16 protein-coding genes are annotated in these 21832 nt (G+C 35.9%); 2 read left to right on the top strand and 14 right to left on the bottom strand.

Going from position 1 to position 21832, the window contains the following annotated elements; genetic code table 11:
- Positions 1–4 precede the first annotated feature (4 nt).
- Together IPP32_14500 and IPP32_14495 are read right to left on the bottom strand one after the other, a co-directional pair.
- Positions 5–1471 (bottom strand): SAM-dependent DNA methyltransferase, encoded by a 1467-nt coding sequence (locus IPP32_14500; protein MBL0049293.1) that lies wholly within the window; start codon positions 1469–1471, stop codon positions 5–7.
- Positions 1468–3249 (bottom strand): DUF262 domain-containing protein, encoded by a 1782-nt coding sequence (locus IPP32_14495; GenBank protein MBL0049292.1) that lies wholly within the window; start codon positions 3247–3249, stop codon positions 1468–1470. The genes IPP32_14500 and IPP32_14495 overlap by 4 nt, the downstream gene beginning before the upstream one ends.
- Before the next feature lie 473 nt (positions 3250–3722).
- Between IPP32_14495 and katG the strand changes: the two genes are divergently transcribed.
- Complete coding sequence (katG, locus tag IPP32_14490) at positions 3723–5924, top strand: catalase/peroxidase HPI (GenBank protein ID MBL0049291.1); 2202 nt, start codon at positions 3723–3725, stop codon at positions 5922–5924.
- 315 nt (positions 5925–6239) lie between these two features.
- Here katG and IPP32_14485 read toward each other — a convergent pair whose 3' ends face one another.
- Together IPP32_14485 and IPP32_14480 are read right to left on the bottom strand one after the other, a co-directional pair.
- Positions 6240–7355, bottom strand: a complete 1116-nt coding sequence (locus tag IPP32_14485) for an ankyrin repeat domain-containing protein (protein ID MBL0049290.1) — start codon at positions 7353–7355, stop codon at positions 6240–6242.
- A 234-nt stretch (positions 7356–7589) separates the two neighbouring features.
- Positions 7590–8657 carry a hypothetical protein gene (locus IPP32_14480; protein ID MBL0049289.1) on the bottom strand — a complete coding sequence of 356 codons (1068 nt, stop codon included), beginning with the start codon at positions 8655–8657 and terminating at the stop codon, positions 7590–7592.
- A 258-nt stretch (positions 8658–8915) separates the two neighbouring features.
- On the opposite strand from IPP32_14480, the gene IPP32_14475 reads away from it, so the two are divergent.
- Positions 8916–9929 (top strand): IS110 family transposase, encoded by a 1014-nt coding sequence (locus tag IPP32_14475; protein MBL0049288.1) that lies wholly within the window; start codon positions 8916–8918, stop codon positions 9927–9929.
- An 841-nt stretch (positions 9930–10770) separates the two neighbouring features.
- Here IPP32_14475 and IPP32_14470 read toward each other — a convergent pair.
- From IPP32_14470 to IPP32_14425, 10 genes are all read right to left on the bottom strand, one after another.
- Positions 10771–11592 (bottom strand): hypothetical protein, encoded by an 822-nt coding sequence (locus IPP32_14470; protein MBL0049287.1) that lies wholly within the window; start codon positions 11590–11592, stop codon positions 10771–10773.
- A gap of 172 nt (positions 11593–11764) precedes the next feature.
- The gene (locus tag IPP32_14465; GenBank protein MBL0049286.1) at positions 11765–12649 is read right to left on the bottom strand and encodes a hypothetical protein; all 885 of its coding nucleotides are present in this window, start codon (positions 12647–12649) and stop codon (positions 11765–11767) included.
- 304 nt (positions 12650–12953) lie between these two features.
- Positions 12954–13595 (bottom strand): hypothetical protein, encoded by a 642-nt coding sequence (locus IPP32_14460; protein ID MBL0049285.1) that lies wholly within the window; start codon positions 13593–13595, stop codon positions 12954–12956.
- Positions 13596–13816: 221 nt separating this feature from the next.
- Entirely contained in the window at positions 13817–14203 is a 387-nt protein-coding gene (locus tag IPP32_14455; GenBank protein MBL0049284.1) for a type II toxin-antitoxin system VapC family toxin, read from the bottom strand.
- The gene (locus tag IPP32_14450) at positions 14203–14406 is read right to left on the bottom strand and encodes a DUF2281 domain-containing protein (GenBank protein MBL0049283.1); all 204 of its coding nucleotides are present in this window, start codon (positions 14404–14406) and stop codon (positions 14203–14205) included. The genes IPP32_14455 and IPP32_14450 overlap by 1 nt, the downstream gene beginning before the upstream one ends.
- A 422-nt stretch (positions 14407–14828) precedes the next feature.
- Positions 14829–15263, bottom strand: a complete 435-nt coding sequence (locus tag IPP32_14445) for a hypothetical protein (GenBank protein ID MBL0049282.1) — start codon at positions 15261–15263, stop codon at positions 14829–14831.
- Positions 15264–15631: 368 nt separating this feature from the next.
- Positions 15632–16543, bottom strand: coding sequence for a WG repeat-containing protein (locus tag IPP32_14440; GenBank protein ID MBL0049281.1), 912 nt, complete (start codon positions 16541–16543; stop codon positions 15632–15634).
- A 323-nt stretch (positions 16544–16866) separates the two neighbouring features.
- On the bottom strand, positions 16867–19896 hold the full coding sequence (locus IPP32_14435; GenBank protein MBL0049280.1) for a CotH kinase family protein: 3030 nt from the start codon (positions 19894–19896) through the stop codon (positions 16867–16869).
- 312 nt (positions 19897–20208) lie between these two features.
- Positions 20209–20373 carry a hypothetical protein gene (locus IPP32_14430; protein MBL0049279.1) on the bottom strand — a complete coding sequence of 55 codons (165 nt, stop codon included), beginning with the start codon at positions 20371–20373 and terminating at the stop codon, positions 20209–20211.
- Positions 20374–20378: 5 nt separating this feature from the next.
- Positions 20379–20903, bottom strand: a complete 525-nt coding sequence (locus IPP32_14425; protein MBL0049278.1) for a hypothetical protein — start codon at positions 20901–20903, stop codon at positions 20379–20381.
- Between the last annotated feature and the right edge of the window lie 929 nt (positions 20904–21832).

The following is a 21832-nucleotide window of genomic DNA, read 5'->3' as shown; positions in this document are numbered from 1 at the left end:
TCTATTATTTTCCTATGATTTGAAATAATTCATTCATACTATTTCTAAGTTCTTTTCCACTTGAATTCCAATTCTCATAAGCATCTTCAAATGATAAAGCAAAGTTTGCTTCTGTATTATCAGGTCGCACATAAAGGCTAATTGACATGTTTCCATTGTTAATAAATGCGTCATCCAAAGAGGCAACAGCAGCAAAATTTTCAATGGCCTTAAAGTTTTGGTAAGCATTAAAAATTTTGTCAATATGCTTATCTTCTAAAAAGCCAATTGTTTTTTCTTGTTTCACTTCATGGACAGCATTAATGAAAAGTATTTTACCTTTCCTATTATTGGCTTTATTTGTTTTAGTAATCAATAAACAAGCTTCCATAGGAGAGTTGTAAAATAAATTTGGTCCTAAGCCAATTACACATTCTACCAAATCTTGTTCAATCATTTTCATTCTGATATCCGATTCTGAATCTCTGAACAAAACACCATGAGGCCAAAGCGTAATGGAACGCCCATTTTTATCGTTCAGACTTTTTTGTATGTGTTGTTGAAAAGCATAATCGGCACAGCCTTGTGAAGGCGTTCCCCAAAGGTTTCTTCCGTAAGGATCATTTTCAAAACCTTTACGATCCCAGGCTTTAATGGAGTATGGCGGGTTAGCTAAGATGACATTAAACTTTTTAAGGGTATCATTTTCTAAAAAGGCAGGTTGTGCAAGCGTATCTCCACGCACAATGCTAAATTCCTCAATGCCGTGCATAAACATATTCATGCGCGCAATGGCCGAGGTAATGAGGTTAATTTCTTGTCCGTATAATTTGAGCGTTCGGTATTCTTTACCTTCATCACGCAAATGCAAAGCGCAGTTCAACAACAGTCCACCTGAGCCACAAGTTGGATCATACACACTCTCGCCCGGTTGCGGGTCCATAATCATGGTCATGAGTTTTACTACAGTGCGGTTGGTATAAAACTCTGCAGCAGTATGTCCGCTATCGTCTGCAAATTCTTTAATTAAGTATTCATAAGCATTGCCCAATTTATCATCAGCCACAGTGCTCAAATTGAGTTTGTGCTGAGAGAAATGTTCAATCAAATTGATTAGAGTAGCATCCGAAAGTCGGTCTTTGTTAGTCCAACTGGCATCACCAAATATACCGTATAAGGTATCAGGGTTGGCCTTTTCAATTTCACGCATGGCATTTTGAATAGCCATTCCAACATTTGTGGTAGTTTCACGAACTTTATTCCAATGTGCATTTTGAGGAACAATAAAATGATGATGTTCTGCAAAGGAGGCATATTCCAAATCTCCATCACTTTCTTTCAACGCTTTTTCAAATTCTTCGTCATACACATCGCATATTCTTTTGAAGAATAATAATGGGAAGATGTATTGTTTGTAATCTCCGGCATCAATGGTGCCACGTAGCACTTTGGCTGCACCCCATAGATAAGTTTCTAATTCTTTTTGGTTCATTCTGACTCTTCTTCAAGGTTAATTAATGCGACATCCTCAACTGTAGCAGTTGATCTTGGCGATGCATTAAGTCTTATCATTAATTCTTTTTTTATTAATTCCCTTCTTAGATTAAAAAATTCTGCAAAATTCTTTAACTCTAAGTTTATGCTTTCAGGAATAAAATGAAGCATTTTATAGCTATTCTGTTTTTCTAGAGAAGGATGGGTTAGAATAAGCCATTCATTAAATGGCTTTGCACTTTTTTGGATATTTGAAACGGCCTCAATTAGTTGAAGGTTCGGAAGTGAGTTGAAATTATTAATAAACTCTTTATAGTCTTCTCCTTTAACACCTATGCTCTCAAGGTTCTTTTTATTAAAAAGTGATTTTGGATGAATATGGTCTTGGTGGAAAACATAATTATGATTTAGAGGGTAAAGCAAGCTTAACACCATAAAAGCAAATGAACTTCCATATTGAGTAGTTAGTAGATGTTCGATATTGTCTTCATGAAAGTCGAGCGATTTATTCGATCCTTTATATTTATCAATAAGTTTTTGAAGAGGAAATGTTCCAATATTTTCTGAAATAATTGCCCGATAGGTAGGATATAAATTATCGGGAGTGCCGCCAAATATCTTTTTAAGTAATGCACGCATCAACCATTCTTTAATAAGGTCCCTATTCTTTTGATGTTCTGAATGTGTTAATATTTTTTCTCCGATATTATTCTTTTTCAAGAAATAGGCAATAGGTATGATAGCGTTAGTTGCAGTTAAGGTTTGTCCTGAAAATCCAAATTGATTAATTAGCCTAACTGTGGTTGATATGGCCAAATCAATATCGTCCCATTCATTTTCAATTATTGACATGTTTTCAGAGGTGAAATTATCAACTCTAAATCGAATATCTTTTAAATCAGTAAGGACAAGACACGCTTTAAGAACAAGATCCTTATTGAAGTTAAATTTATTACCAATGTTGTTAATTTGATCGACAAACTTGTGTAATATTTCGCGAGCTTCTCTTTTTTTCCATTGAGCAGTTGCTATAGAAAGCAAAAGGTCAGAATAGCTCAATTTGGTGCCTCCGCTATTTATTCGGATAAATATGTGTAGCACTTTGTCAAGGCTGTCACTTTTTTCAAGAAAAAAATTAATCGATTCTTGCTCATTAATTACTTGAAAAAGTTTTGATAAGGTTTTTGAAGCAAAACTGGTTTGTTCACTTGTTCTAAAGGAAGTATCCATTAACCGGTGAAGGGTGAAGTAATTCATTATTTCCATAACACTTTTCATGTCAAGAATATCACCAACCTTGAACCAGTGAAATTCAGTACCATGTTTTTCATGAAATAATTGAACCTCTAATTCAGTTAAAAATCGAAAATCAAATTCCTTATCAGAACTTTCAGAACCTTTGAGTAAATTAACATATAGCCTTTTTAAAGGAAAAGCATGATCGCTTTTCCAATTGTACTTAGCGATTTTTCTTGAATCAGAACCCTTCAAGCCTATATAGAGTGAAGTAAGTCGTTGCTGTCCATCAAGTACTGCTTTTCGGTCTTTTGTTCCAATTAATTCGGCAGGATCATTATGCTTTTTATCCCTCTCATGATAGTTGGACAAGAATCGGTAAAATTTAAATTTGGAAATATTTTCAGCCTTTACATTCCAAAATAAAAAAGTACTAATTGGATAATCCCTCATTATTGAATCAAACAATAATTCTATTTGATTAGGGGTCCAAACAAACTCTCGTTGAATAGATGGTAAAATGTATTCTTGTTTCTGAATTCAGCAGAGGCTAAACGATGACGTAAAATAGCTCAACTTTTTGCGTTTGTATCTTACATCCTCATTGTTAAAAATTACATAATTCACATATAAAGTGCAAATACTGCAAAGTAGGAAATGAAGGCAAGTAACTTTTTTATTGACTTAGTTAATTGATGCAAAAAATATTTTGAAGTGTTGATGTTAAATCTTAAATGTAATTGTGTAAGGAATTGGAGCACTTCCTACAATAGGCTCCAATAGTGTGTTTAGGCTAATCCTTGCAATGATAATTATTGTTCCTATTGCGAAAAAGGGAATCTAGTTTAATTCGTGTTTATAAAATTAAGTGTAATGGTGACCATCATTCATCTGATTGTTTCTTTTAAGATATAGCATTATTCAGTATACTTGTTGTTTAAAATTATAAATTACAATTAGCAATTTTTAAAATAATAGAGCACACCATTTCAAACTATAATTCATCAATAAATATGGAAAATAATACAGCAGCAGGAAAATGCCCTTTTCACGGAGGTGCACTCAAACAAAGTGCCGGCGCAGGTCCACGAAATCGTGATTGGTGGCCTAATCAATTAAAGTTAAGTATACTTCGACAACATTCGAGTCTGTCGAATCCAACGGATCCTAAATTTAATTATGCCGAAGAGTTTAAGAAACTAGATTTAAGTGAAGTTAAAAAGGATTTGTTTGAACTCATGACCAATTCTCAAGAGTGGTGGCCGGCCGATTATGGTCATTATGGGCCATTTTTTATACGAATGGCTTGGCACAGTGCCGGTACATATCGCATTTCGGATGGTAGAGGTGGAGCCGGTTCCGGAACACAACGTTTTGCTCCGCTGAACAGTTGGCCGGATAATGCAAACTTAGATAAAGCACGACTTTTACTTTGGCCAATCAAAAAAAAATATGGAAAAAAAATTTCCTGGGCCGATCTAATGATTCTTGCAGGTAACTGCGCTTTGGAGTCTATGGGTTTTAGAACATTTGGTTTCGGCGGTGGTCGTGAAGATGTTTGGGAACCAGAAGAAGAAATCTATTGGGGGCCGGAAGGCAAATGGTTGGAAGATAAACGTTATTCAGGCGACCGAGAACTTGAGAATCCACTTGCTGCGGTTCAAATGGGATTAATTTATGTAAATCCCGAAGGGCCCAACGGTGTTCCAGATCCAATAGCAGCCGCACGCGACATTCGCGAAACTTTTGGTCGCATGGCAATGGATGATGAAGAAACAGTTGCCTTAATTGCCGGGGGGCATACATTTGGGAAAACGCATGGTGCTGCCAACCCTGGTATATATGTTGGCCCTGAGCCGGCTGCTGCGAGTATTGAGATGCAAAGCCAAGGTTGGAAAAATTCTTTTGGTAGTGGCAATGGTGTCAATACAATTACAAGCGGTTTGGAAGGAGCATGGACAACTACTCCTACCAAATGGAGCAATAATTTTTTCGAGAACCTTTTTGGCTTTGATTGGGAGCTTACAAAAAGCCCGGCCGGTGCGCAACAGTGGAAACCAAAGGGAGGTGCCGGCGCTAACACAGTACCCGATGCACACGATGCAACAAAGCAGCATGCACCAACAATGCTCACCACTGATCTTGCTTTAAAAGTGGATCCGTTGTATGAGAAAATTTCTCGACGCTTTTTTGAAAATCCAAACGAGTTTGCAGATGCATTTGCAAGAGCTTGGTTCAAACTTACGCACAGAGATATGGGGCCAATTCATCGTTACCTTGGTGTTGAAGTTCCAAAGGAAGAATTAATATGGCAAGACCCAATTCCTGCTGCTACCTATAAGAAAATTGATGCGAAGGATATTGCGGAATTGAAACAAAGAATTGTTGGAACTGGATTAAGTGTTTCAGAATTGGTTTCTACGGCCTGGGCTTCCGCATCCACTTTTCGCAATTCCGATAAGCGCGGTGGAGCCAACGGTGCACGTGTTCGCCTAGCGCCACAGCTAAACTGGAAAGTGAATCAACCAAGTCAATTAAAAAAAGTACTTGATGCGCTGGAAGAAATACAAAAAGCATTTAATTCTGCTTCTGCTGAAAAGAAAGTTTCTTTAGCCGATTTAATTGTTTTAGGTGGTGGTGTAGGTGTGGAACTTGCTGCTAAAAATGCAGGTCAATCTATTGAGGTTCCATTTACTCCGGGAAGAACAGATGCATCTCAAGAACAGACTGATATCGATTCTTTTGCTGTATTGGAACCTGCTGCTGATGGATTTAGAAATTATTTGAAGGATAACAATAATGTATCAGCCGAAGAAATGCTCCTCGACAAAGCACAATTATTGACTTTAACCGCACCTGAAATGACAGTGTTAATAGGAGGGATGCGCGTATTGAATACTAATTTTGATAAGTCAGATTTGGGCGTGTTTACGAACAAACCCGAGACACTATCAAATGATTTTTTTGTGAATCTTCTTGATTTGAATACAACTTGGAATGCAACAACGGAATCACAAAATGTATTCGAAGGTCGCAATCGTGTTAACGGAAAATTACTTTGGAAAGCTACGAGAGCAGATCTTATTTTTGGTTCAAACTCAGAGTTAAGAGCACTTGCAGAATTCTATGGATGCGAAGATTCCCGGCAACAATTTCTACATGATTTTGTAAAAGCATGGAATAAAGTAATGAATCTGGATCGCTTTGATAGCTAATTTTGTTTTTAAGAATAATGAGGGAAAGTCATTTAAATGGCTTTCCCTTTTTTTATTCGAAACATAATTTAGGTGTTACTATTTTGTCTCTGCGGTAAACGTGATAATCTGGGAAATTCCTCCGGACGCCTTGGCACTAAAGTTTTACGGCTAAAAGAAGTGGCGGCTTAGATACACTAAACTGTCTTAACGCACAATGTTTATTAATTGCAAAACTGTTTATACTTGCACTTAAGCCGCCATTTTTTTTTGGTGCTGTTGGCGGCTGCTCTTCTGTCCTCTTATGAGTTATGTCGTCCTTTTTTACAGCGTTAACTATTTCATTTTCTTTACTTCCTTTGGTCCTAAAGCACCTTTTGCAGTCAGCAATGCTGCTGTGTCAGGATGCTTGTTGTCATTTGCCAGAGATAAAGCTGTGTTATACTCCCATGAATTTTCAATTGTGGTCGTAGTGGTTGAAGAATTGCTACCATAAACTGTCGATTGAGTAACAGTCCCTTTATGTTGAACCCCAAGAAAGTTCACATCTGCACCTAACGCAAGTAGTGCTTCTACCACTGCATTGTCGCCCTTTGCTGATGCAATCATAAGTGGGGTTACTTCATACGTGTTTTGTTTGCCTACTGCACCACCCATTATATATCCTTTAGCCTCAATGTCGGCTTTGGCGTTTATCAGTGCCAAAGCAACACCTGTTTTCCCAAATTCTATTGATTGAAATAGAATATTGCGCCATGTTCCTTCCACTTGCTGATTAGGGTCTAAACCCTTACTTAGTAAATAGGCTGCAATGTCTTGAAGCGGAGTGAAATCGCTTTCTTTTGTATTTACCAAACGCTCAGGATAAGTAAGTCCATATTTTTCTAAGCCTGGTCGGTTAGCTGCAAGATTTGCAACTTTTTCTTTTGGTGAATAGGTTACAATAACAGCATTCATATGTGTAAGACCTTTGCTGCTTGCTATGTCAAATTTTTCAAGTGGGTCTGCACCTGCATCTACTATCATTTTTACTATTTCTAATTTTACACTGCTAATAGCTACCCACATAAGTGTCTGTCCGATTTTAGCCTTAGGTTTAACATTAGCCCCTGCTGCTAAAAGTAACTTTACCGCATCCGTATTACCCCAGTTTGCTGCATTAAACAAAGGTGTAAAACCGTTTGATGGTTGCGCATAATTTATATCAGCTTTCGCATCTATCAGAGCTTTCACTACATCACCGCCTGAAAAACATGCCGCAAGACTTAAAGGTGTTGATGCCGAAGCGTCAACATTATTTACGTCAGCACCCACAGCTATTGCAGCTAATGCGTCTTTGTCGTTTGCCGCTTTTAGGGCTTTCCATATATCTTCTGTTGCACCTGCAAAAGAAAGTTGGTTGACAAAAAGCATAAGTGCAATTGTTATAACTGTTTTGATTTGTTTTGTCATGTTATTTGATTTTGATTGTTTGTTTTGAAGTTGTAATTGTAGTTGGTCAAATTTAAATATTTATTGTTTAGCCTGTCGATGCATTTTGCCTTATTACCAATAACGGTTTGCAGCTACCCGAAGGGCGGGACTTTTCCCACAAAACTTGATTTGAAAAACTAATGTTTCATAAACACAAAACTGTCTATGGAACACGAAACCCCGCCTTCTGGGTAGGTGCTGTTATGCGTTCGTTTATTTCTCATAATATTCAATTTTCATTTCGGATATTTTATCTTTTATATCGGCATATCCCAATTGATTTTCTTTAACCACATTTCCATTTTGATCAAACTCAATAATCCTAATAATATGATCAAGCTCAATCATCCTACTTGTCATAAAACCGTATTGAATTTCTTTATTAAGTTTCCCTTTTTCATCATATTCCCATTTGCTGATAAAGCTGATTACGGCAGTACCTCCATTAGGTTTATAACCATAAGCATCGTATTCAATTTTTTGTCCCTTATCATTATACTTCCATTTGTTAATAGCTGGTAATCCGACCCCCCAATACTTAGGATAAAAAGCTTCAATTGAAAAATTAGTGTCAACTGCTGATTTCATAATGGTATCCATATAGTTATCTTTCATGTTGTGAACTTCAATATTAAGGTGGTCATAACGTTTTGTTTCAATCATATTGTTATTTTCATCATAGATATAAACAATCCTGAGGTTATCAAAAGGATCAGAATTAAAGTACGAAATTTCTTTTAAATTTCCCTGAGCACTGTATTTAAAGAAGGCCAAAATACTTGGTTTAATGGTATAAGAGTAGGTAGGCTCAAGATGTCCATCTGAGTTCCATGCCCTTGTTTCAGTATATGTGAATGCTTTTTGATGAATCATAATTTTACCACTGCTATCAAATAAATTTTTCTCAAAGGAATTTTTTCCTCCTCTTTCCACTAGTTGCATTTTGTCATTGTAAATACAAGAAGTGTCTTTACTTTCTTTTGTAGAATGCGGCTTCTCCAAGTCGCCTTTTAGCTTAATCAAGGTAAAATCTGGAGGTATAAATGTTTGACGGGTTCCAGAATAAGTGTCTGTGATTAAATTTCCACTTTTGTCAAAAGTCATGGTTCGAGACTGTCCGTTTGATTGGGTCATTGTCCAGGTTTTAACATTCCCCTTCAATTTCATACTAAAATCAGTGAAAGGCACATCATATTGTGAGTTATGCCACATTCCAGAAATTTGAGCATAAGTAATTTGAGCGAAAAACAAAAGAATTATTGTTGAAATTGTTCTAGACATATCTAACTTATATTTTCTTGGGTTTTTACTAAATTACCGGTAACGATTTGCCTTTAGTTTGTATTTCAAATATATATACAATAAATTAACTGAAAAGGAAACGGGTGAACTAAAACGTTTTGTAGGTTCGAAGATCTAATAGCCGCATTAGTCCCGTTTCCTTTCATCAGACTTGTCAGAGCCATTGGAATGATAGGCTTCAAGGCCTGCTAAAGGCAATCGCACAATAAGTTTTTTATTCATGTTAAAAACGAAATTATGGAAAAAATTAAAGAAGTAAAACGGTTTGTAGAAAGTGTTGGTATTGATGTTTCAAAACTAACGCTAGATGTATTTCTTTACAACAAAAAGAATCATCGTCAATTTTCAAATACGGCCAAGGGCTTTTTAGAGATGCAAAAATGGGTTAAGTCGGAACAGCATAGTTTAACTGATTTAATTTATTGCTTTGAGCATACCGGCTGGTATTGTCTTTTACTCAGTCAATATTTACATGATCATGGGATGTATTACTGCTGTATTAATCCGATAGAAATAAAACGGTCTATGGGATTTAAAAGGGGCAAGACAGACAAAACAGATTCCTATGAGATTGCAAGATTTGCCTGGTTAAGAAGGGAGGAGTTAAAGGCATCAGTTCCACTTCCTATAAGTTTACTGGAACTGCAAAGACTTATGAGTGTGCGGGAGCAATTTGTGAAACAAAGCACTTCACTTAAAAATTTAGAAAAGGGCTTATTGGTAACTCTTGAAAAAATCACTGGAGATATCGGTTTGAAGGCTGTTAGGCAATCTATAAAACAACTTGAACAGCAAATACAGAAAATAGAAAAAGCGATGGAGGAATTGATAGCAAGCGAACCCAAAATGAAAAGCAATTACAAACTGACCAAGAGCGTAAAAGGAGTGGGTCGAATCCTGGCAATACAAATGCTTTTGCATACGCATAACTATACAAGGTTTGAAGAATGGCGACAGTTTTCGGCCTACTGTGGATTGGTTCCATATCCCTTCCAATCCGGAACAAGTATACATGGAAGAAAACGCATTCATGCAATTAGCGATATAAAGATGAAAAGTTTATTATCTATGTCAGCAATAAGTGCAATACAACATGATTCAGAACTTAAGATTTATTATCAAAAAAGAGTGGAAGAAGGAAAGCCAAAGATGGTAGTACTAAATATTATCAGGAACAAAATTGTATCCAGAGTATTTGCAACAGTTAAACGGGGAACACCCTATGTGGAGATAAATAAATTCGCTGCTTAAAAATAATTGCGAAAAAACTTGTTTTTGATCTTGGAATGCGGCTACCAGATGGATTTTGTTTTGGGCTTTCGAAGCACTGTCTGTCCGCTAAAAATATTGCAATAAAGATAAAAAAATTACTTACCGAAAAATATATTGCAATATTTTTTTGCACGAACTTCAATCGAGCTTCACAGTTATTAAACCTTCAGTCCGCCCAAAAAAAATATATCTGGTAGCCGCTGTTAGCAGCTGAGGGTTCACGCCACGCATACAGCGCTTTTGCAGTCCAACTTTCAACAGTAATCGTCAAGTTATGGTTGTCACACAAAGTTTTAGAACTTCTACACGTCAAGTACAACGCTAAGTTTAGCCTAGTAATACTTTCAAAGTCAAACGTCAACTGTGGGAGTCACGCAACTAAACCAAGCAAACACAAACAAGAAAAAGTTTTCGAGTCCAACGTCAAGTGTGGGTCTACGCAAATTCGTACAAGTTCTAAAAGTCAAATAGTGCTTGTCAAGTTCTAATCGTCACGCAATGCTTGGAGAAACAAAAACAAAAACTGCAAAAGCAAAGGGATTATGAAAATAACTGAAAAATCGTCAACCGGAAAATATTTCTAAAAACGTTAGAACCCTTTGCTGCTAACGTTTTGCGGCTTAACGCAGTGTTTTATTTGGGGCTTTCGACGCACTGTCCGTCAGCCAAAAATATTGCAACAAATAAACAAAATTTTACCGAAAAATATGTTGCAATATTTTGTAGCAGGAACTTCAATCGAGCTTCACTGTTAATAAACCTTCTGTCCGCCCCAAATAAGACATTGCGCTAAGCCGCTGTTATGTGTAGTTTTATAACGTCACTCTTGAGAAAGGTCAGGATATGGAATAAACTCGGGAGAGGGAATTGTAATTATTAATTCTTTCCAAATCGCTTTCAAGTTACCAATAATGTAAAAGAAGAGTTTGGGTGTAGAAGGAAACGGATCGAGCCATACGACTGTTTTTTCGTTTTTAAAAACAAAATGTGCATCTCCATATTTGAATTCATAATCGTTTCCATAATAAATATAATTCGTATGCATAGTGTTCCTAAACTTGCCTAGAAATTTCAGAAACTCTTTATCATTTTTTTCATTTCGACTGTAACCCTTAGATTTCTTAAACAGCAAGTCTGTCTTACGAGTTATAGGCACATGTGTCAAGTGTTCTTTAACTAAAAGTTTTTTAATATCTGAATTTTCACTATCGGTTAATTTAGTGGATTTTATTTTCTTTAATATGTCATTATATTGATGATTTAATAGCTTCTCAGTCTCTTCAGGGCTTGCAAGCGCTGCACTTAGGCTTGTAACACAAAGTTCAAAAACAGACCAACTGTCAATAGTGAAGCGTCTATTTAGAGAATTAATGTGGCTAGCTGTTAATATTGGGTGCTTTACGATTTCCGCAATTCTGTCTACGTGACTTTTATAATCAAATATTTTTTTATCAAATGAAATAAGCCCTTTGTTAATGAAGTGTGAAAAATCATATAAAATCAATCCTTTGTAAAAATTTAATGCAACGTCATATGTGAGTCCGAAATAGTCACTGCGTAAATCATCCTCCTTGAAAGTTAACAGATTCCTTTCAGCTTTCAAGTCTTCTGTCCATTTTAATATGAAATCTGAATTTTCCATAAAATTACACATAACGTCCCGCCGCTTGGCGAGGTTGCGAACTTCGTAACCGTTTATTTTCCACTAAGATAATATTTCTTGCGGAACGCAAACGTGAATTTACCACAAAATTCGCAATCTTGCCAAACGGCTGTTGTGCGTTCGTGCTTTAGGTTTAATGTTTGTTGGAATTTCAATTTAAGTGATATTCCGTTTCTATGAGTTTTATAAGATTCGTAGCTCTTCTATTTATTCTATTCAATGAACCAACCCTGTAAGTAGTCATCCGTTGGTAAAACTCAAGTCTGTTATAATATTCGAATAATTCACTTTCTTTTTGAGCAGAAATAATAAAAGCATTTGGATTATTTTTAAATAAGGAGTCAGCCTTCTTTGGATTATTTACAGCAATATTGGAATATTTTGAATTTAAAATCTTGTCCTGTAAGTAGTTCAAGTTGCGATAAATATCATTTGACTGAGACTCCTGATCTCTAAGTATACTTTTAATCGAAGCATCATAGTCTATAATCGAATCAGCAACTATGGACTTTCTTATTAGTCTGAAATTACCTCCATTTTTAAGTTGTTCAATCGTACGGTCGTGATATTCAAAGTTTGAATATGTTCTCATGTATGACATACTTTTATACAAACTCAAGTTATTTCTATTACCGTAAGGCTTTTCAATTTCTGCTCTTACAGTATCTATATGATTTAATAAGTCTTTCCAGTACGGAATTTCCCTACTGAGATATGCAGTATCTTTCTTTATATCTTCTAAAAATGAAGCTGCATATTTTTCTTCCCGCTGATTTTCAATTACATGTTCCAATTTATACTCAGCAAGAAACCCGCAGAACACAGCAAGAAACAGCATTAAAAATTCCCAGAAATAAGATTTCCAGTTTTTCTTTCCGTGTGATGAATGAGAGTGATGATGAACTTCCATATTAGTATTTTCTTGTAAAGGTTTATTATTTTCTATATTTTGTTTAGTAATAATTTCTTCCGAATGGTTTTCTGTTTGGGATTCCATTGAATTGTCTAAAGCTTCATCGTCTATTTTTTCTTCCATTTTTTATTAGTTTCTCAATTTTACTCAATTTTTCTGCATCTGCAAGCATGACGCACAACGTTTTGCGGCTTAACGCAGTGTTTTATTTGGGGCTTTCGGCGCACTGTCTGTCAGCCAAAAATATTGCAACAAATAAACAAAATTTTACCGAAAAATATGTTGCAATATTTTACTGCACGAACTTTGAGCGAGGTAATCTGTTATTAAACCTGCTGTCCGCCCCAAATAAGACATTGCGCTAAGCCGCTGTTATAAGCTGCCAATTAATCGATCTTTAAGTGTGGTTTGCAAAATCGGTTCAATGCTAAAACTGACCATTTGAAACTACTATCCATTTCTTCCAGTCATTTTTTTCTCTTTTGTAAAAGCTCATTTCACTTCTTCCACAAGAATTTCCACATAATGCAATGAATGTGATTAAACAAATCGACTTGTCTCTTAAATATATTGGTCTAAGGAAAGTAAACACAAAGGGGTTGTGTTTTTTTAATTCAATAATTCTTAAAGTGTCTTTAAGTAGTATTGCCTGGTTAACCGCTGAAATGTGATTTGTACTCATTTGACTTGAGTAAGTCCAGACACTATCTGCGTCAATAAGTTTGCTGTTCAAGAATAGATTGTCGGCCCAAGTTATCTGTTGCTTAAGTTGACCAAGCAAATATTTTTGTTCTTCAGATGTCAGAGTTATTGATTTGGATTTTGGGTCCTTCGAGTTTTCGGTGATAATTCCTTTTTCAATTCTCCCTTTCAGCATGTCCGCGAAATAACTTTCAGGAGTAAATTTATTCGTATAAACTATTTGGTCTCTTAGGGTAACTTGTCTGAATGCTTTCAACAAAATGGTTGAGTCGTCTTCGCTTATTTGTCCATACGTTACCAAAATGGTCACAAGTTGTATTATCGAGCAAATTAATAGTTTCAAAATGAATAAACGAATTTTTGACATTGGTTGCTTATAACGTTTTGCGGCTTAACGCAGTGTTTTATTTTGGGCTTTCGTAGCAGTTTCTTGTCGTTAAAAATATTGCAACAAAATAAACAAAATTTTACCGAAAAATATGTTGCAATATTTTGTAGCAGGAACTTGGAGCGAGGTAATCAGTTATTAAACCTTCTGTCTGCCCAAAATAAGACATTGCGTTAAGCTGCTGTTATAAGTAGGCGGATCTATGTCCACTGCTGTTTAATCTTATACTTTTTAAGTCCTTTGTCTTTCGATATAAGTGTTAAGTTTTCAGCAATCGCTTGAGAAACTATTAACCTGTCAAATGGATCATTGTGATGTCCTGGTAATTTTTCAAGGGTTAAAAAGTGATCATAGGTAATTTGAATTATCTCAATTTGATTTCTTTCTGCATACTCAAATAATTCTTCGAGTGAAATGTCAAGTGTCAACTTACCAATTTGTTTTTTGATAGTAATTTCCCACAAACTTGCTACACTCAAAAAACATGGTTCATTAATGTCCATGATTTTAGCTTTGACAGTCTCAGGAAGCTGTTTGTCGCCAGAAACAAACCAAAGAAAAGCGTGAGTGTCGAGCAAGAAAGCCATTATACGTAATCTTTAAACAAGTCTAATGGCTCATCAAAGTCTTTAGAAAGCTGAATTTTTCCTTTTGCAAAACCAAATTCTCGCTGTTTGACTGATGATTTTGCTTTACTCTTGTTTTTGAGAAACGCAACAAAATCAGCCACTTCGTCCCGAAGCGACTTTGGAAGTGAGTTGATTTCTATTTTTAAGGATGTGTTTGTCATGCTGTAAATTTATAAAAATGTCACGACACTGCAAACAGTACTATATAATTTTGGAACGAAAATGCCGCTTACTTATAACGTTTTGCTTGCAGGCGTGGTGTTTTATTTTGGGCCTTCGAAGCACTGTCGTTTCGTTAAAAATATTGCAATAAAATTAAAAAAATTATTTACCGAAAATCATATTGCAATATTTTTCTTGCAAGAACTTCAATCGAGCTTCAAAGTTAATAAACCTTCTGTCCGCCCAAAATAAGACATCACGCTTGCAAGCTGTTATATGAGGTTTTTGTTTCGGAGGGAAAGGTTAAAGTATAATGGAGGCTTTAAGTGTCCTTCAAAATTTAGTTAGGCACTTCTAAAATGAACCTTTGTTAATTTTCCATTATAAGTAACCTCTAACCAGAGTTCTGTTTTGGTTAGTTTCATAATTCTATATTCAATTCTCTCATTAACCCATAAAGGTCCAATAAAATCGCTTTTCGTAAAAAAGGGTCTTGAATAAGATGTAACTTGAACTGCCAATTTCCTTTTCTATCAGCAAAGCCCCAAGTAAAATAAATGGCTGATTGATGAGAAGGTGATTTGTAATTAATGGCAGATATTCCTTTATCCGGTTCAAAAAACTTCATGCTTTCAAAAACATAACCACTATCAGATGCTGCCAGAAAATCAGAGGTAGAATCAATTCCTCCAATTTCTAGGTAATCTAATACCCAATAAGCTTTCTCTAATCTATTATACTTTGAAGTAAAATTAAAAAATGGTCCATCAGGATATTTTTTACAGCTAACTGTGAAAAACATAATAAATAGACTAAGGGTCAAAAATATAATAATGGAACTACCTCTTATTTTCATTATGTAATTTTTAAACTCCATTTTCCAACATTTCGTATTCAGTTGGTAAGAAAGTAAAAGTCAATCGCAGCAGACCGTTCAGCAAAAATCTCATATAACGTTTTGCGGCTTTGCGGAGTGTTTTATTTGGGGTTCGTGGCACAGTCTTGTCGTAAAAATACTGCAACAAATTAAACAAATTTCTACCGATAATCAGATTGCAGTATTTTTAACTTGCAGGAAGCAGGAGCGAGGTAATTGGTTAATTAACCTTCTGTCCGCCCCAAATAAGACATTGCGCTAAGCCGCTGTTATGTGTAGTGGGGGCACGTTCTGCCGTCACCTGCTATTCCTGGAGTGCATTAAAGTATCTAAAACAGAAGATTTAATCATTTGTGTAAGGAGAGTATTTCTCCTTTCTTGTTTATCCAATAGGATTTGTCGTTCAAACGAACTGTAGCCGAATCAGATAAAAAATTTCCTCCTCCATCAAACTTAAAAGGAATTAATATGTTTCCATTTCTGTCAACATAACCAACCTTATTGTTTTTCTGCGCATACAAAAGGCCATTATAGTTATGGCCAAGATAATCATATCTACCAAATGGAATGAGAATTTTACCTGTTGAATCAATTACACCGTGTGCTCTGTCTCGCCTAACAACTCGAACTCCGTTAAATTGATTACTTATATAATCAAAACGGGTGTCAACAATAGCGATGTTTTCTTCATTATTTATTGCGATAGAAAATTTCAAAATGGAATCTTTAAATGAAATAAACTTTATTTTATCAGGAATCTCCCAGCCATATATTCCTCCCTGATTTATGTTTCTTTTGATATAAGTTGCATTTTCTATAGTTATTTTTGTTGAACATAACTGACCATCATTATGAATAAAAAAAGTAAGGTAGAAGTTTTCATAGATTCTCTCCTTAAATAGGATTTCGCTTCTAAATTCTCTATTGATCATTACTAAAATAAATCCCAATGCAAGTGCACCCAAACCTGTAATAGTTGAAAGGATTTTTATCGTAGGTTTTATTTTTTTGGAAAATGAAAGTAAAATAGAACTTATCAGTAGTAGTAAGCAACCAAGCAGAGATATTGATAAATAATGATTTTGATGCAACAGTTCAATGTGAAGGAGAAAAGCCACAACGAAGGCAAAGGCAGGAAATAAAAAGCAGAAGGAGCATAGTATTGCAAGGTTCCTGTTTTTATTTTTTGCAACATTAATAAGTGTAAATATCGTCAGGAGGAATTGAAGAAAGAGAAGGAGGTATATAATTACTGACATTTTTTGTTTTTAAAGATTAACAAACTCACTGGTCGTCACAGCTAACAAATTACTATTGAAATGTCTCTTATAGTAGGTTAGATTTTTTTTTCAAGGGTTAATAGAACTTTTGATTTTCATAACGAAATTATAAAGAAAATTCCGAGCCCCCATTACACATAACGTTTTGCAGCTACCCGAAGGGCGGAACTTTTACCACAAAACTTGATTTGGAAAACTAATGTTTGATTAACCACTAAACTGTCTTTGGAACACGAAACCCCGCCTTTTGGGTAGGTGCTGTTAAGGGCTGGCTTTGCTTCACTTCTATTCTTGGCTATTTGTCATTGTTTAATAAATACTCCATGGTATAATTTGCCATCATCGGTTTGACATTTTATTAGATAGAATCCTGGGCCAAGTGACGAAACATTTATCCAATACTCAGTGGTGCCATTTTGTTTGTTGTCTAGATGGTATTCTTTACCCAGAACATCATAAACACTGAATTGATTTATCTTTCCAATATTTTCTTTTAGTTTAATTGTAAGATGTTCAGAGGTTGGGTTTGGATAAATATGAAATACCGAGGGCTTTAATTCATCAATTCCAAGTGTTGAAACAAAATGAGCTTTGAAGTTGATAGCAGCTATTGTCAAAGTGTCAAGAAAAACAGCATTTAATGTATCAGTAATTAGACCATTAGATTCCCAATGCGAAAATTGATAACCAGGCATTGCAAGAGCTTCAATTTGAATTGGTACACCATCAAAATAAATTCCATTCCAGGGATAGCTGTCAGGTGAAATGGTGCTGATATTTATTTTCCCTCCATTGGAAGGAAATACATCTAATTCAACTTGTACCTGTTGGGGTAGGTTGAAATTACTTTGTATCTGATTTCTCATATTGTCAGGTCGACAAGCCAACTCATCAGAAAACAACTGATGATATTGCAAATAGCCATTCATATGAGCAGAGACATTATTAGGATCACCCCAACGAGCAAAATGAGCAGGCATCTCGGGTAGTGTCTGGTTATACATTGAATTTTCAATTGCCAAAAGTCGAGATGGCAAATACACTGTATTCATTTGATCGGCAAAGCGATTTATGAAGTAATTGCGGAAGCGATCGTTTTGAAGTCCTCTCCAAAAGACATTGAAATGGGGATTTCCCGGGTCTACAGTTTGATGATTGATTATCCCTCCAAGTAGGTCAGTAGTGCAGTTATAGTTATTTGCACCATTGAGCCATCCATGATTGGGTAGCAGGCCATATTCAAGATCAAACAAACAATAACGCCACCTATAATTTGTAGCGTTGGAGCGATAAATTTTTATGTTGTTATAGTTTGCCCCCCAATCAACGTTATTCATCCATAGTTCAGCAATGATGTAATCATTATAATAGATCATATCCACATACTGATCAGCTTGTGTCCAGAAATTGCTATCCAAAGGATTTATTTGAGAAATCGAATCGTTGGCTTCAAAAAAAGGTTCAACATTTCCCTCAATGGCTCTTAACTGAAAGCCGTAATTAGCGCTTGAACCTAATATATCGATGGTATTCTCGATAGCTCCATCGTATATCTCAAACATTTCTGTATTGAATTTCTCTTTCATGTCATATAATCCCCAATATTCTCCATTTATGTAAACACTTACTGGCCTGCTGGCAGCATAATAGGAATTTGTACCCTCTCCCATCATTTTTACTTGGACGGCATCTTTAAAGGGTAAGACCATATAATTTCCGCCACCATTGAAAAGGTAAAAATCACTGTATTGGTTGCGATTAGGACGGTCAGAGAGAAAAGTTCCTATAGCTGGTCCCTGACCTAAAACGCCATCGTCAAGTTTGATTCTGAATGGTCGTTGCGGATTGCCTCTTGATCCCCAGCCACCATCCATAATGATACCTGCTCTCCTTGAAAAAAGCAGGTTGTGATTGGCTGTAGAATCAAAGTAGTCAATGGAAGAGGCTTTCAGTAAGTCCAGCGTTGGATTGTCGAACATACCTGTTGGTCCAAATAAGTTAAGCGAATCGCTTATTACTGATATGATTGGCGTTGTATGATTTAAATTGAATAAATAACTGGCAGATGTAATTGTGCTTGGAATATATCCATTTAGAAAGGATCTTGCCCTAAGTATAGTTGTTTGAGAAACTGATATTGGAATGCCGTTCCATAAAATAGAGTTAGTGTCGGGGTCGCACCCATTGAGTGTGTAGTATATAGAAGCAGCAGGGGTGTTGGGGTCTGAAATGTTTACTGAAAAAGCACTTGTATAAATCCCACTGCTTACTGATAAAACAGGTGCCATGGCATAGTTGACGGCAGGTATTGATCCGTTGTTTGAGGCTCCGGGAGTTGGCTCACTAAATTTCTTAATTGTAACTGTTGCATCAGGAAAGCTTCCGGCACTGACATCGTAACCGGGCCCGCAATTTACATTAAGTGAACTTATCTGTATGTTCGAAGGGTTGTATAGTTTGATGGTTTCGCCATTGGAGCTGATTTTAAAATTGGTATGATTGAAATTCCCATTGGCAGTAATAAAGTTCGATGGTAATGAATTAATTCCGGTATTTGCTAGACTAATGTCAAACAACTGGAAATTTGTTGGACATGTTGCGATTACATCAAATGCCATAGAATCGATGTTTCCAGCTGAAAGGCCAGCTGATACCAATTCACTTGCTGTATACAAGTATTGTTGGCGAGCACCTTCGTACCAGTTGCTGTAAGCCGATGGATAGTCATAATAACCATTTTGAATGATGCCAGTTCCAACAATAGAGGAGTTAAAGCGTATATTGGGGCGTTGCTGGGCGTTACTTCCTCCGCTGAAGCCGCACGCGGAATTTGGGTAATTCAATGCAATTGTAGCCGAATTATAGGTTGTGGCACTTTGGGAATGAATAGTATTGCATTGGTAAAACGGGTTATAAGTGCAAAGATTTAAAATAATGTTAGATACGCCATCCCAATAGAAGGGTGTTGAAAAATGATGGGTGTTCCAACCTGCCTGTGGTGTAAATGTGCTATCTGTTAAAACATTTGTAAATGGAGATGATGAAAATCTGTCCTTCTCGCTACAAAAAACTATAATGAATTGATTTGGCTGAATAATCTGATGCGGAAATACCCATTCACCGGGATTCGAATTATCGCTTAGACTGTAATTGAATAGGTCAATAGCGGTTGCACCAGAATTGTATATTTCTATCCAATCCTCAAAATCACCATCTTCGTCACTGATGGTTGAGTAGTTTTTATTACTACCTTCATTGATTACTAATTGTCCGAAAGTTTCGTTTACAATAAGCGCCAATAGAGCGATTAAGACTATTTTAATGTTGATCATTTGAATGTGTTCTTTTACAAATTTTACGTTTCGCTGTCATTTTATTTCTTGAACTTTTTTAAGCTTGCCCTTAACGTTTTGCTTGCAGGCGTGGTGTTTTATTTTGGGCCTTCGAAGTACTGTTGTTTCGTTAAAAATATTGCAATAAAATTAAACAAATTTCTACCGAAAACTATATTGCAATATTTTGTAGCACAAATTTCAATCGAGCTTCAAACTTAATAAACCTTCTGTCCGCCCAAAATAAGACATCACGCTTGCAAGCTGTTATAACTAGTAGGGCGTGCCGTGGTTGTCAATTCTTGAATAGAATTAAGCGGTAACTTTTTTCTTCCCCGTCAAAATTTTGACTTTGGGTTTAGCATTCTTAGCTTTAATTTGATTCATTAATTTTCTGAAATCGCGAAGCTCAATTTCTGACCAAGGTTTTGATTGGACAGTAAAATCAACATTTTTCGGTTCTCTAATTAGTCCCATTTTGTTTACGATTTAAAATATTGTGAAATTAGTCTTAATGCAGCTTTAGTTTCAATGAACATTCTTAGTCCACGAAAATGAGTTGCATAAAGTGATTCTTGATAATGTTTGATTAATGCCGTCTTAGCGTCAAAGGCAAGAAATCCCTGATAACCTTTGTCTACAGAAACCTTGCATGCATAAGCAACAAGATTTCCCGGAACTCCTAAATAAACTTTGTCTCTATTCTTGTTAAATTTTGCACTTTCAATAAGATGCATAAAAATGTGGTCTTGCTTGTCTTCAATACTAACAAGTCCCTGAATAATTGTTGGGTTATTATATGTTGTAAGTTTATAAACCTCTTTAGTTTTGTCTTTGATTTCCTTAGCCCAGTCAAAATTCCAATCTGGCTTCTTAATTTCATTCAAATTTTTAAGAGTCATTCTCACAACCGCTGTGTCAAAAACCTCACCTGTCGATGTGTTTTCGATTGAGTTAGTTAGCTTGTCAATGATGAATTCTAAAGGCTTATGTCTAGTTTTACTCATAGTTCAAATTTAAGAAAATTAAGCGAAAGTCAGTCAAAATAATTGAAGCAAAATTGACTAGATAATTCACGAAAGTTTTGAGTTCTGAGTTTTTTCGCCCTATTAGTTATAACGTTTTGCGTGCATGCGAGGTGTTTTATTTCGGCTTCGTAGCACAGTCTTGTCGTTAAAAAATATTGCAATAAAAATAGACAAATTATTTACCGAAAAGCATATTGCAATATTTTTTTTGAACGAACTAGGAGCGAGGTAATCCGTTAATTAACCTACAGTCCGCCAAAATAAGACATCTTGCATGCACGCTGTTAGCAGCTGAGGGTTCACGCCACGCATACAGCGCTTTTGCAGTCCAACTTTCAACAGTAATCGTCACACCTTGCTTGTCACATAAAGTTTTAGAACTCCTAAACGTCAAGTGCCACGCTAAGTTTAGACTAAGTATCAAGTTCAAAGTCCAACGTTAAGTGTGGAAGTCACGCAAACAAACCAAGCAAACACTTACAAACAAAAGTTTTCGAGTCCAACGTCAAGTGTGGGTTTACGCAAATTCGTCCAAGTTCTAAAAGTCAAATAGTGCTTGTCAAGTTCTAATCGTAACGCAATGCATTGAGAAGCAAAAACAAAAACTGCAAAAGCAAAGGGATTATGAAAATAACTGAAAAATCGTCAACCGAAAATATTTCTAAAAACGTTAGAACCCTTTGCTGCTAACGTTTTGCGTGCATGCGAGGTGTTTTATTTTGGCTTCGTAGCACAGTCTTTTCGTTAAAAAATATTGCAATAAAAATAAACAAATTATTTACCGAAAAGGATATTGCAATATTTTTTTTGCACGAACTAGGAGCGAGGTAATCCGTTATTAAACCTACCGTCCGCCAAAATAAGACATCTTGCATGCACGCTGTTAGCAGCTGAGGGTTCACGCCACG

It is taken from the genome of Bacteroidota bacterium (genome assembly GCA_016721765.1).
Lineage (GTDB): Bacteria > Bacteroidota > Bacteroidia > UBA4408 > UBA4408 > UBA4408.
The sequence above is the reverse complement of the archived record's forward strand: the minus strand, read 5'-3'. Positions and strand labels throughout refer to the sequence as shown.